The sequence below is a fragment of the Klebsiella sp. CN_Kp088 genome, assembly GCF_040064335.1.
GTDB lineage: Bacteria > Pseudomonadota > Gammaproteobacteria > Enterobacterales > Enterobacteriaceae > Klebsiella > Klebsiella aerogenes.
Window position 1 is genome coordinate 59,003 of sequence record NZ_JBEAIQ010000031.1, and the last position, 12,139, is coordinate 71,141.

A 12,139-nucleotide genomic window follows, 5' to 3' on the forward strand; every position below is an offset into this window, starting at 1 on the left:
TTCATTATTCGTCGTGCGAGATTATCGCCGGGATGGTGTCATCCTTGCGTAGCGTCAGAATTTCGCAGCCGTTATCGGTTACCACAATAGTATGCTCGTACTGTGCAGACAAGCTACGGTCTTTGGTTTTCACCGTCCAGCCGTCCTTCATGCTGCGGATCTCTTTCTTACCGGCGTTGACCATCGGTTCGATGGTGAAGGTCATACCCGGCTTGAGCACCACGTCGGTTTCCGGCGAATCATAGTGCAGTACCTGCGGTTCTTCGTGGAAGCCGCGGCCGATACCGTGCCCGCAGTACTCGCGCACCACGGAGAAACCTTCCGCTTCAACGAATTTCTGGATCGCCGCGCCGATCGTGCGCAGGTTGATCCCCGGTTTAACCATCTTCAGCGCCAGATAGAGGCTTTCCTGGGTGATGCGGCACAGGCGCTCGCCGAGGATAGTCGGTTTACCGACGATGAACATTTTTGAGGTATCGCCGTGGAACTCATCTTTAATCACGGTCACGTCGATATTAACGATGTCGCCGTCTTTCAGCAGTTTGCCGTCATCCGGGATGCCGTGGCACACCACTTCATTAATAGAGATACAGACCGATTTCGGGAAGCCGTGATAGCCGAGGCAGGCGGAGACCGCTTTCTGTTCATTAACAATGTAGTCGTTGCAGATGCGATCCAGCTCGCCGGTGCTGACGCCCGGTTTGACGTAGGGTTCGATCATTTCCAGCACTTCGGCGGCCAGGCGGCCGGCAACGCGCATTTTTTCGATGTCTTCAGATGTCTTGATAGAGATAGCCATGGAATATGTCCAGCAGTGTCGATTTTTTCGACAATAATAGATTAAGTCCTGTCAATGGTAACAGTCCGGGTACGCTGGTGCCAAATTGAGAATCATTAACAGCACGAGACGTCAACAAGAGTTGGTGTCTGGCCAGGTTTTGTGGTATAAAGCGCGCCGGACTTCCGTTCCATCTCAGATACACAAGGATGGACGTAAGCGACATACTCATATTGTGTAAATAACACACACGTATCGGCACATATTCCGGGGTGCCCTTTGGGGTCGGTAATATGGGATACGTGGAGGCATAACCCCAATTTAATCTATAGAGGTTTTAAACATGGCAACTGTTTCCATGCGCGACATGCTCAAGGCTGGTGTTCACTTCGGTCACCAGACCCGTTACTGGAACCCGAAAATGAAGCCTTTCATCTTCGGCGCGCGTAACAAAGTTCACATCATCAACCTTGAGAAAACTGTACCGATGTTCAACGAAGCTCTGGCTGAGCTGAACAAAATCTCTGCCCGTAAAGGCAAGATCCTGTTCGTTGGTACTAAGCGCGCTGCAAGCGAAGCGGTAAAAGAAGCTGCTAACAGCTGCGACCAATTCTTCGTGAACCATCGCTGGCTGGGCGGTATGCTGACTAACTGGAAAACCGTTCGTCAGTCCATCAAACGTCTGAAAGACCTGGAAACTCAGTCCCAGGACGGTACTTTCGAGAAGCTGACCAAGAAAGAAGCGCTGATGCGCACTCGTGAGCTGGACAAGCTGGAAAACAGCCTGGGCGGTATCAAAGACATGGGCGGCCTGCCGGACGCACTGTTCGTTATCGACGCTGACCACGAGCACATCGCTATCAAAGAAGCAAACAACCTGGGTATCCCGGTATTTGCTATCGTTGATACCAACTCTGATCCGGACGGCGTAGACTTCGTTATCCCGGGTAACGACGATGCAATCCGCGCAGTTAGCCTGTACCTGGGCGCTGTTGCAGCTACCGTTCGTGAAGGTCGCTCTCAGGACCTGGCTTCTCAGGCGGAAGAAAGCTTCGTAGAAGCTGAATAATAAGGTTTAAGCCCTTATTAGTACCGTGTATGAATAGGGGCCAATTTTAGGCCCCTTTTTTCAATTTATGCTGTTTGGCCGCAGGCCGGGCAGTTTCCACATCTCCCGAGGATTTTAGAATGGCTGAAATTACCGCTTCCCTGGTAAAAGAGCTGCGCGAACGTACTGGCGCAGGCATGATGGATTGCAAAAAAGCACTGACTGAAGCTAATGGCGACATCGAGCTGGCAATCGAAAACATGCGTAAATCCGGCGCGATCAAAGCGGCGAAAAAAGCAGGCAACGTTGCTGCTGACGGCGTGATCAAAACCAAAATCGACGGCAACTACGGTTACATTCTGGAAGTTAACTGCCAGACTGACTTCGTTGCTAAAGATGGTGGTTTCCAGGCATTTGCTGACAAAGTACTGGACGCCGCTGTTGCTGGTAAAATCTCCGACGTTGAAGTTCTGAAAGCGCAGTTCGAAGAAGAACGTGTTGCCCTGGTTGCTAAAATCGGCGAGAACATCAACATCCGTCGTATCGCTATCCTGGAAGGCGACGTTCTGGGCAGCTACCAGCACGGTGCGCGCATTGGCGTTCTGGTTGCCGCTAAAGGCGCTGACGAAGAGCTGGTTAAGCAGCTGGCAATGCACGTTGCTGCAAGCAAGCCGGAATTCGTTAAGCCGGAAGACGTTTCTGCTGAAGTAGTAGAAAAAGAGTACCAGGTTCAGCTGGACATCGCGATGCAGTCCGGTAAGCCGAAAGAAATCGCAGAGAAAATGGTTGAAGGCCGTATGAAGAAATTCACCGGCGAAGTTTCTCTGACTGGTCAGCCTTTCGTTATGGAACCGAGCAAATCTGTTGGTCAGCTGCTGAAAGAGCACAACGCCGACGTTACTGGCTTCATCCGCTTTGAAGTGGGCGAAGGCATCGAGAAAGTTGAGACTGACTTTGCAGCAGAAGTTGCTGCGATGTCCAAGCAGTCTTAATTTTTAAAAAAAGGAGCCGCCTGAGGGCGGCTTCTTTTTGCGCCTCTCTTGTAAAATCAGCCAATCGCTTATAGTGACTGCGCTGAACGATGACATACAATGTCGTCAGAATTAACTCATCTCAATCGTTGACAGTCTCAGGAAAGAAACATGGCTACCAATGCAAAACCCGTCTACAAACGTATTCTGCTGAAGTTAAGTGGCGAAGCTCTGCAGGGTTCAGAAGGCTTCGGTATTGATGCAAGCATACTTGACCGTATGGCTCAGGAAATCAAAGAACTGGTTGAACTGGGTATTCAGGTTGGCGTAGTGATTGGTGGCGGTAACCTGTTCCGTGGTGCTGGTCTGGCGAAAGCGGGTATGAACCGCGTTGTGGGCGACCACATGGGCATGCTGGCAACGGTCATGAACGGCCTGGCAATGCGTGATGCGCTCCATCGCGCCTATGTGAACGCTCGCCTGATGTCCGCAATCCCGCTGAACGGCGTGTGTGACAACTACAGCTGGGCGGAAGCGATTAGCCTGCTGCGTAACAATCGCGTGGTGATCCTCTCCGCAGGTACCGGCAACCCATTCTTTACTACCGACTCCGCAGCCTGCCTGCGCGGTATTGAAATCGAAGCCGACGTGGTACTGAAAGCGACCAAGGTTGACGGCGTGTTTACCGCTGACCCGGCGAAAGATCCTTCCGCCACCATGTACGATCAGCTGACCTACAGCGAAGTGCTGGATAAAGAGCTGAAAGTGATGGATCTTGCCGCCTTCACCCTGGCGCGCGACCACAAACTGCCGATTCGCGTATTTAACATGAACAAGCCTGGCGCGCTGCGTCGTGTGGTGATGGGCGAAAAAGAAGGCACATTGATTACGGAATAATTCCCGTCGGCGCTAATTCCGGGTAATATTCCGCTTTACTTTAGCGGGGAAGTTGCCCGGTTAATTGAATTAATCCGGACTATACTTAGCTCACTTTTGCGGTGAGCGACCGTGTGGTCTGTCTGAGACAAGTTTTCAAGGATTCGTAACGTGATTAGCGATATCAGAAAAGATGCTGAAGTACGCATGGAAAAATGCGTTGAAGCATTCAAAAACCAAATCAGCAAAATTCGCACGGGTCGTGCTTCTCCAAGCCTGCTGGATGGCATCATTGTAGAATACTACGGCACGCCGACTCCGCTGCGTCAGCTGGCAAGCGTTACGGTAGAAGATTCCCGTACGCTGAAAATCAACGTCTTCGACCGCTCTATGAGCCCGGCCGTTGAAAAAGCGATTATGGCGTCTGACCTGGGTCTGAACCCAAGCTCTGCGGGTAGCGATATCCGCGTTCCGCTGCCGCCGCTGACAGAAGAACGTCGTAAAGATCTGACCAAGATCGTGCGTGGCGAAGCAGAGCAGGCGCGTGTCGCCGTGCGTAACGTTCGCCGTGACGCGAACGACAAAGTTAAAGCTCTGCTCAAAGAGAAAGAGATCAGCGAAGATGACGATCGCCGTTCTCAGGACGACGTGCAGAAAATGACTGACGCCGCCATTAAGAAAGTTGATGCGGCGCTGGCAGAGAAAGAAGCGGAACTGATGCAGTTCTGATTTTCTGCCGTTACGCGGGCCCGGGATATTCGGGGCTGCGTAAAGTCTGAAACGCCGTACAGAAGACCGTACGCTCAATATTTGGGATTGCGTTAAAATAGCTGGCCTTGTAGCCTTCCGTTCTATACCGAAGGTCATTCGCCGCCGTTTTAGCCCCGAGGATTGATGCATAAAGGGCTTGCTGGCGGCGTTTTGCTTTTTATCCTGTCACAATTCTTCTGGACGTCTCATGAAGCAATTAACCGTTCTCGGTTCGACCGGTTCAATCGGCTGCAGCACGCTGGACGTGGTGCGCCATAATCCCGAAAGCTTTTCCGTCGCCGCGCTGGTCGCGGGGAAAAATGTCGACCGTATGGTTGAACAATGTCTGGAATTTTCCCCTCGCTTCGCGGTGATGGATGATGCGCAAAGCGCTGAGCGTTTGCGTACGCTGCTACGTGAACAGGGCTGCCGCACGGAAGTGCTGAGCGGTAAGCAGGCGGCGGCCGACGTCGCGGCGCTGGATGAAGTCGATCAGGTGATGGCAGCCATCGTTGGCGCGGCCGGTCTGGCGCCGACGCTGGCGGCCATTCGCGCTGGCAAAACGGTGTTGTTAGCGAATAAAGAGTCGCTGGTGACCTGCGGCCGCCTGTTTATGGACGCGGTTCAGCAGTATGGCGCTCGCCTGTTGCCGGTTGATAGCGAACATAACGCGATTTTTCAGAGTTTGCCGGAAACAATTCAAAACCATCTGGGATACGCTGACCTGACGCAGAACGGCGTCTCGTCGATTCTGCTGACCGGTTCCGGTGGACCTTTCCGGGAAACGGCGATTTCTGAGCTGGCGGCAATGACGCCGGATCAGGCTTGCCGCCATCCGAACTGGTCAATGGGACGCAAAATTTCCGTTGATTCCGCCACGATGATGAATAAAGGGCTGGAGTACATCGAAGCCCGCTGGCTGTTTAATGCCTCTGCTCAGCAGATGGAAGTCATTATTCATCCGCAATCGGTGATTCACTCCATGGTTCGCTATCAGGACGGCAGCGTGCTGGCGCAATTAGGCGAGCCGGATATGCGCACGCCGATCGCCCATACCATGGGTTGGCCTCAGCGCCTGAACTCCGGCGTTAAACCGTTGGACTTCTGTCAATTGAGCAACCTGAGTTTTTCAGCGCCGGATTACGATCGCTATCCGTGCCTGAAGCTGGCAATGGACGCTTTTGATGTCGGCCAGGCCGCGACGACGGCGTTGAATGCCGCTAACGAAGTTTCGGTGGCGGCGTTTCTGAATAGCGAAATCCGCTTTACCGATATTGCGGCGGTTAACCAGGCGGTGCTGGATAGTATGGCGCTCAATGAACCGCAAAGTATTGATGAAGTGGTTGCGATTGATGCCGAAGCGCGCGTCGCCGCACAGCGACAACTCCGATAACACATGGCGTAGGGGAGCCCCTGTAACGCGTTGTGATATTTGTGGGCGCTGGGCTTCGGTGATATAGTCTGCGCCACCCGATCGTTGCATTTTGTTGTGAAAGATTACGGTGGCCGTGGCAAGACACGGCTTTTTTGCGTAAAGCTTTTGGTTGTTCTCTGCGATTGGCTGTAGCTCCGGCGCCGGATAAAAATGCGTATTCAGCGCTGCCCGGCGGCGTGTGTGTTGTGGCTTAGCTAATCCTTATTATGGACTTAAAACGCGTTATGTTGTCTGCTAATCAAACTGTCAGCAAAATGTCGCCTGCGCATGGTTGTCGCCATGTCGCCATTATCATGGACGGCAACGGTCGTTGGGCGAAACAACAAGGTAAAATTCGCGCCTTTGGCCATAAAGCTGGAGCGAAATCTGTTCGTCGCGCGGTCTCCTTCGCGGCGAATAATGGTATTGAAGCATTAACGCTTTACGCATTCAGTAGTGAAAACTGGAACCGTCCGGCGCAGGAAGTGAGCGCGCTGATGGAACTGTTTGTCTGGGCCCTGGATAGCGAAGTAAAAAGCCTGCATCGCCACAATGTCCGCCTGCGGATTATCGGCGAGACGACGCGCTTTAATGCCCGGCTGCAGGAGCGTATCCGTAAGGCGGAAGCGCTAACGGCAAACAATACCGGACTAACGCTGAATATCGCCGCTAATTACGGCGGCCGCTGGGATATCGTCCAGGGCGCGCGTCAACTAGCCGAACAGGTACAAAACGGGTTGCTAAAACCTGAAGAGATCACGGAAGACATGTTGAGCCAGCAGGTATGCATGCATGAACTGGCTCCCGTTGATTTAGTTATTAGGACCGGGGGAGAGCACCGAATAAGTAACTTTTTGATTTGGCAAATTGCCTATGCCGAACTTTACTTTACGGATGTTCTTTGGCCCGATTTTGCTGAACAGGACTTTGAAGGTGCACTCCATGCATTCGTTAGTCGAGAGCGTCGTTTTGGCGGCACAGAAGAGCCGGGTGGCAGTCATGCCTGATGGGGGTCACTTTTGCTGAAGTATCGCCTGATTTCCGCTTTCGTTTTAATTCCCGTCGTAATTGCGGCGCTTTTTCTATTGCCGCCCGCGGGTTTTGCTATCGTCACCCTGGTCGTTTGTATGCTCGCCGCGTGGGAGTGGGGGCAATTAAGCGGTTTCACCTCAACGACGCAGCGCGTGTGGCTGGCGGTGCTTTGCGGCCTGCTGCTGGCGCTAATGCTCTTTATGTTGCCTGAATACCACTATGACGCTCATCAACCGATGGTTGAGGGATCGTTATGGGCTTCGTTTGGCTGGTGGATTGTCGCCTTGGTGCTGGTGCTCTCTTATCCGGCCTCGGCGGCGTTGTGGCGCCATTCAAAAGCGCTGCGTCTGATCTTCGGCGTGCTGACTATTGTCCCGTTTTTCTGGGGCATGCTGGCGCTGCGGGCCTGGCATTATGCCGATAACCACTATAGCGGCGCGGTGTGGCTGCTGTACGTCATGATTCTGGTGTGGGGGGCGGATTCCGGCGCCTACATGTTCGGTAAAATGTTCGGTAAGCATAAGCTGGCGCCAAAGGTTTCCCCGGGGAAAACCTGGCAGGGTTTCTTCGGTGGCCTGCTGACGGCCGCGGTTATCTCCTGGGCGTACGGCATGTGGGCTCATCTGGATGTCACCCCAACCGTGTTGCTGATTTGCTCGGTGGTGGCGGCGCTGGCTTCAGTGCTGGGCGATTTGACGGAAAGTATGTTTAAGCGTGAAGCCGGCATCAAGGATAGCGGGCATCTGATCCCTGGACATGGCGGTATTTTAGATCGCATTGATAGCCTGACGGCTGCGGTGCCGGTGTTCGCTTGTCTGCTGTTGTTAGTCTTCAGGACGATTTGACGGAAGGTTTTATGCTGAGCGTTCTCTGGAATTTGGCCGCTTTTATTATTGCGCTTGGCGTACTGATCACCGTGCACGAGTTCGGCCATTTCTGGGTGGCTCGTCGCTGCGGCGTGCGCGTTGAACGTTTTTCCATTGGTTTTGGTAAAGCGCTGTGGCGCCGCGTAGATAAGCAGGGTACTGAATTTGTTATCGCGCTGATCCCGCTTGGCGGCTATGTGAAGATGCTCGACGAACGCGTCGAGCCGGTGGCGCCGGAAATGCGTCATTACGCTTTCAATAATAAAACCGTCGGTCAGCGTGCGGCCATCATTGCCGCAGGCCCTATCGCCAACTTCATTTTTGCCATCTTTGCATACTGGCTGGTGTTTATCATCGGCGTCCCCGGCGTTCGTCCGGTTATTGATGAAATATCGCCCAATTCCATCGCTGCGCAAGCACAAATTGCAAAAGGAATGGAACTTAAAGCGATAGATGGCATCGAAACGCCTGATTGGGATGCAGTTCGTATGGCGTTAGTCGCGAAGATCGGCGACCAACAAACAATACTTACCGTCGCCCCTTTCGGGACGAACCAACGTCAGGATAAAATCCTCGATCTGCGTCACTGGGCGTTTGAGCCGGATAAACAAGATCCGGTGGCCTCGCTGGGCATCAAGCCGCGTAGCGCGCAGATTGATACCGCCCTGGCTGAGGTACAACCTCAGTCGGCCGCGCAGAAAGCAGGTTTGCAAGCGGGAGACAGGATCGTTAAAGTCGATGGTCAACCGTTAACGCAGTGGATGACGTTTGTTAATCTGGTGCGTGATAATCCGGGCAAGGCGCTGGCTCTGGAGGTCGACAGACAAGGTACGCCGCTGTCGTTGACTTTGACTCCGGATACGAAGTCGGTGAAAGGCAAGGCTGAAGGGTTTGCAGGGGTAGTACCAAAGGTTATCCCGCTGCCTGATGAATACAAGACAGTGCGTCAGTACGGGCCGTTTGCCGCCATCGCCGAAGCCACGGATAAAACCTGGCAACTGATGTCGTTAACGGTCAGGATGCTGGGCAAATTGATAACCGGTGATGTCAAACTGAACAACCTCAGTGGGCCGATTTCTATCGCTCAGGGGGCTGGAATGTCAGCGGAATTTGGGTTGATTTACTATCTGATGTTCCTTGCGCTGATAAGCGTGAACCTTGGAATAATCAACTTGTTCCCGCTACCCGTCCTCGACGGGGGGCATCTGCTGTTTTTGGCGATTGAAAAGCTGAAGGGCGGGCCGGTATCCGAGCGAGTTCAAGACTTTAGTTATCGCATTGGCTCAATACTGCTGGTGCTGTTAATGGGGCTTGCACTTTTCAATGATTTCTCTCGGTTGTAAGAGAGTTTGTTAGGAAGAACGCATAATAACGATGGCGATGAAAAAGTTGCTCATAGCGTCGCTGCTGTTTAGCAGCGCGACTGTATACGGTGCTGAAGGGTTCGTGGTGAAGGACATTCATTTCGAAGGCTTGCAGCGTGTCGCTGTTGGTGCGGCCCTCCTCAGCATGCCAGTGCGTCCTGGCGATACGGTGACCGATGATGATATCAGTAACACCATTCGCGCTCTGTTTGCCACTGGCAACTTTGAGGACGTCCGCGTCCTGCGCGATGGTGATACCCTGCTGGTGCAGGTGAAAGAGCGCCCAACAATTGCGAGCATTACCTTCTCCGGCAACAAGTCGGTGAAGGATGACATGCTCAAGCAAAACCTTGAGGCATCCGGCGTTCGCGTTGGGGAATCTCTCGATCGCACCAAGCTTGCCGATATCGAAAAAGGGCTGGAAGATTTCTACTACAGCGTCGGTAAATATAGCGCCAGCGTTAAAGCTGTCGTGACGCCGCTGCCGCGTAACCGCGTCGACCTGAAACTGGTTTTCCAGGAAGGCGTCTCGGCGAAAATCCAGCAGATTAACATTGTCGGTAACCACGCTTTCACCACTGACGAACTGATTTCTCACTTCCAACTGCGCGATGAAGTGCCGTGGTGGAACGTTGTCGGCGATCGTAAATACCAGAAACAGAAACTGGCGGGCGACCTTGAAACCCTGCGCAGTTACTATCTGGATCGCGGCTACGCGCGTTTCAACATCGATTCGACGCAGGTTAGCCTGACGCCGGACAAGAAAGGCATCTATATCACCGTAAACATCACCGAAGGCGAGCAGTACAAGCTCTCCGGCGTGCAGATTACGGGCGATCTGGCGGGCCATTCCGCGGAAATCGAATCGCTGACCAAAATTGAGCCGGGCGAGCTGTATAACGGCACCAAAGTGACCAAAATGGAGAATGATATTAAGAAACTCCTCGGTCGCTATGGTTACGCCTATCCGCGCGTCCAGTCGCAGCCGGAAATCAACGACACGGATAAAACCGTGAAGCTGCATATCAACGTTGATGCCGGTAACCGTTACTACGTGCGTAAAATTCGCTTCGAAGGTAACGACACCTCCAAAGATTCCGTCCTGCGCCGCGAAATGCGCCAGATGGAAGGGGCGTGGCTGGGCAGTGACCTGGTCGATCAGGGTAAAGACCGTCTTAACCGTTTAGGTTATTTCGAAACCGTCGATACCGATACCCAGCGCGTGCCGGGTAGCCCGGATCAGGTCGATGTCGTTTACAAGGTGAAAGAGCGTAATACCGGTAGCCTGAACTTCGGTATCGGCTACGGTACCGAAAGCGGCGTCAGCTTCCAGGCAGGCGTTCAGCAGGATAACTGGTTAGGCACCGGCTACTCCGTTGGCATCAACGGGACCAAGAACGACTACCAGACCTATGCTGAACTGTCGGTCACCAACCCGTATTTCACCGTAGATGGCGTGAGCCTCGGCGGCCGCATCTTCTATAACGACTTCGATGCGAACGACGCGGATCTGTCTGACTATACCAACAAAAGCTATGGTACAGACGTCACCCTCGGCTTCCCGATCAACGAATACAACTCGCTGCGCGCAGGTTTAGGTTACGTTCATAACTCCCTGTCCAATATGCAGCCGCAGGTGGCGATGTGGCGTTACCTGAATTCGATGGGGCAGTACCCGGATACCACCAACGACAATAACTCGTTTAGCGCCGACGACTTCACCTTCAACTATGGTTGGACGTACAACCGCCTCGATCGCGGCTACTTCCCGACTGAAGGTTCGCGTGTCAACCTGAACGGTAAAGTCACTATTCCGGGCTCTGATAACGAATACTACAAAGTGACGCTGGATACTGCGACCTATGTACCGATCGATGACGATCATCAGTGGGTCGTGCTTGGTCGTACGCGCTTCGGTTACGGTGATGGACTCGGCGGCAAAGAGATGCCGTTCTATGAGAACTTCTATGCCGGTGGTTCAAGTACCGTTCGCGGCTTCCAGTCGAATACGATTGGTCCGAAAGCGGTTTATCTCCCTTCAACTACCAGTCGTGATGACTATGATACGGAATGTGCGAGCACTGAAAGCGCGCCTTGTAAATCGGACGATGCGGTGGGCGGTAACGCCATGGCGGTCGCCAGCCTTGAGCTGATTACCCCAACGCCGTTTATCAGCGATAAATACGCTAACTCGGTGCGTACTTCCGTGTTTATGGATATGGGGACCGTCTGGGATACTAACTGGGATTCCACGAAGTACGGTGGCTACCCTGATTACAGCGATCCAAGCAACATTCGTATGTCTGCGGGTATCGCGGTACAGTGGATGTCGCCGTTGGGGCCGTTGGTCTTCTCCTACGCCCAACCGTTTAAAAAGTACGATGGAGACAAAGCCGAGCAGTTCCAGTTTAACATTGGTAAAACCTGGTAATTGTCGGCGACAACGGAATGTAAGTGCAGTATAGCGCTGACTGTAGGCGATGGCGGATGCTATCGCCTGGCCACGCAAATAACGGTACCCCTGGGTACTCATGGGATGGTAAGGAGTCAATTGTGAAAAAGTGGTTATTAGCTGCAGGTCTGGGTTTAGCAATGGTAACTTCCGCTCAGGCGGCAGATAAAATTGCTCTGGTTAACATGAATAACCTGTTCCAGCAGGTTGCTCAGAAAACTGGCGTTTCCAAAACGCTGGAGAACGAGTTCAAAGGCCGCGCTAGCGAACTGCAGCGTTTGGAAGGCGATCTGCAGTCTAAAATGCAGCGTCTGCAGTCCATGAAACCGGGCGCAGATCGTACCAAACTGGAAAAAGACGTGATGTCTCAGCGTCAGACCTTCTCTCAGAAAGCACAGGCTTTTGAGCAGGATCGCGCACGTCGTTCCAATGAAGAACGTGGCAAACTGGTTACCCGTATCCAGACTGCCGTTCAGAGCGTAGCGAAAGATCAGAGCATCGATCTGGTTGTTGACTCTAATGCCGTGGCATACAACAGCAGCGATGTTAAAGACATCACCGCTGATGTACTGAAACAGGTTAAATAAG

At 53.0% G+C, this 12,139-nt stretch carries 11 protein-coding genes; 10 read left to right on the forward strand and 1 reads right to left on the reverse strand.

Annotated elements, in window-relative coordinates:
• Positions 1–4: 4 nt before the first annotated feature.
• The gene (gene map / locus ABLV08_RS20130) at positions 5–799 is read right to left on the reverse strand and encodes a type I methionyl aminopeptidase (protein ID WP_042893904.1); all 795 of its coding nucleotides are present in this window, start codon (positions 797–799) and stop codon (positions 5–7) included.
• Between the two features lie 322 nt (positions 800–1,121).
• Here map and rpsB point away from each other — a divergent pair, with 322 nt between their 5' ends.
• The 10 genes from rpsB to skp all read left to right on the forward strand — a co-directional run bounded on the left by rpsB (position 1,122) and on the right by skp (position 12,138).
• Entirely contained in the window at positions 1,122–1,847 is a 726-nt protein-coding gene (gene rpsB / locus ABLV08_RS20135; protein ID WP_004858107.1) for a 30S ribosomal protein S2, read from the forward strand.
• 119 nt (positions 1,848–1,966) lie between these two features.
• The gene (gene tsf / locus ABLV08_RS20140; RefSeq protein ID WP_015368168.1) at positions 1,967–2,818 is read left to right on the forward strand and encodes a translation elongation factor Ts; all 852 of its coding nucleotides are present in this window, start codon (positions 1,967–1,969) and stop codon (positions 2,816–2,818) included.
• Between the two features lie 150 nt (positions 2,819–2,968).
• Positions 2,969–3,694: a UMP kinase gene (pyrH, locus tag ABLV08_RS20145; RefSeq protein ID WP_004098747.1), complete on the forward strand. Its 726-nt coding sequence runs from the start codon at positions 2,969–2,971 to the stop codon at positions 3,692–3,694.
• A 150-nt stretch (positions 3,695–3,844) separates the two neighbouring features.
• A complete protein-coding gene (frr, locus tag ABLV08_RS20150) occupies positions 3,845–4,402 on the forward strand; it encodes a ribosome recycling factor (protein ID WP_015368165.1) in 558 nt (185 codons plus the stop codon).
• Positions 4,403–4,631: 229 nt separating this feature from the next.
• Complete coding sequence (ispC, locus tag ABLV08_RS20155) at positions 4,632–5,816, forward strand: 1-deoxy-D-xylulose-5-phosphate reductoisomerase (RefSeq protein ID WP_015704446.1); 1,185 nt, start codon at positions 4,632–4,634, stop codon at positions 5,814–5,816.
• A gap of 266 nt (positions 5,817–6,082) precedes the next feature.
• Positions 6,083–6,844 (forward strand): (2E,6E)-farnesyl-diphosphate-specific ditrans,polycis-undecaprenyl-diphosphate synthase, encoded by a 762-nt coding sequence (gene ispU, locus ABLV08_RS20160; protein WP_032710057.1) that lies wholly within the window; start codon positions 6,083–6,085, stop codon positions 6,842–6,844.
• Between the two features lie 12 nt (positions 6,845–6,856).
• Positions 6,857–7,714, forward strand: a complete 858-nt coding sequence (cdsA, locus tag ABLV08_RS20165) for a phosphatidate cytidylyltransferase (protein WP_015368161.1) — start codon at positions 6,857–6,859, stop codon at positions 7,712–7,714.
• 11 nt (positions 7,715–7,725) lie between these two features.
• Positions 7,726–9,078, forward strand: coding sequence for a sigma E protease regulator RseP (rseP, locus tag ABLV08_RS20170; RefSeq protein WP_032709916.1), 1,353 nt, complete (start codon positions 7,726–7,728; stop codon positions 9,076–9,078).
• A gap of 31 nt (positions 9,079–9,109) precedes the next feature.
• Entirely contained in the window at positions 9,110–11,530 is a 2,421-nt protein-coding gene (gene bamA, locus ABLV08_RS20175; protein ID WP_015704448.1) for an outer membrane protein assembly factor BamA, read from the forward strand.
• Positions 11,531–11,652: 122 nt separating this feature from the next.
• Positions 11,653–12,138, forward strand: a complete 486-nt coding sequence (skp, locus tag ABLV08_RS20180) for a molecular chaperone Skp (RefSeq protein ID WP_117026132.1) — start codon at positions 11,653–11,655, stop codon at positions 12,136–12,138.
• The last annotated feature ends 1 nt before the right edge of the window (position 12,139 follow it).

Coding starts and splice junctions, on each gene's coding strand:
- map (WP_042893904.1), bottom strand. CDS start 799: ATGGCTATCTCTATCAAGACATCTGAAGACATCGAAAAAATGCGCGTT.
- pyrH (WP_004098747.1), top strand. CDS start 2,969: ATGGCTACCAATGCAAAACCCGTCTACAAACGTATTCTGCTGAAGTTA.
- ispC (WP_015704446.1), top strand. CDS start 4,632: ATGAAGCAATTAACCGTTCTCGGTTCGACCGGTTCAATCGGCTGCAGC.
- ispU (WP_032710057.1), top strand. CDS start 6,083: ATGTTGTCTGCTAATCAAACTGTCAGCAAAATGTCGCCTGCGCATGGT.
- tsf (WP_015368168.1), top strand. CDS start 1,967: ATGGCTGAAATTACCGCTTCCCTGGTAAAAGAGCTGCGCGAACGTACT.
- rseP (WP_032709916.1), top strand. CDS start 7,726: ATGCTGAGCGTTCTCTGGAATTTGGCCGCTTTTATTATTGCGCTTGGC.
- bamA (WP_015704448.1), top strand. CDS start 9,110: ATGGCGATGAAAAAGTTGCTCATAGCGTCGCTGCTGTTTAGCAGCGCG.
- rpsB (WP_004858107.1), top strand. CDS start 1,122: ATGGCAACTGTTTCCATGCGCGACATGCTCAAGGCTGGTGTTCACTTC.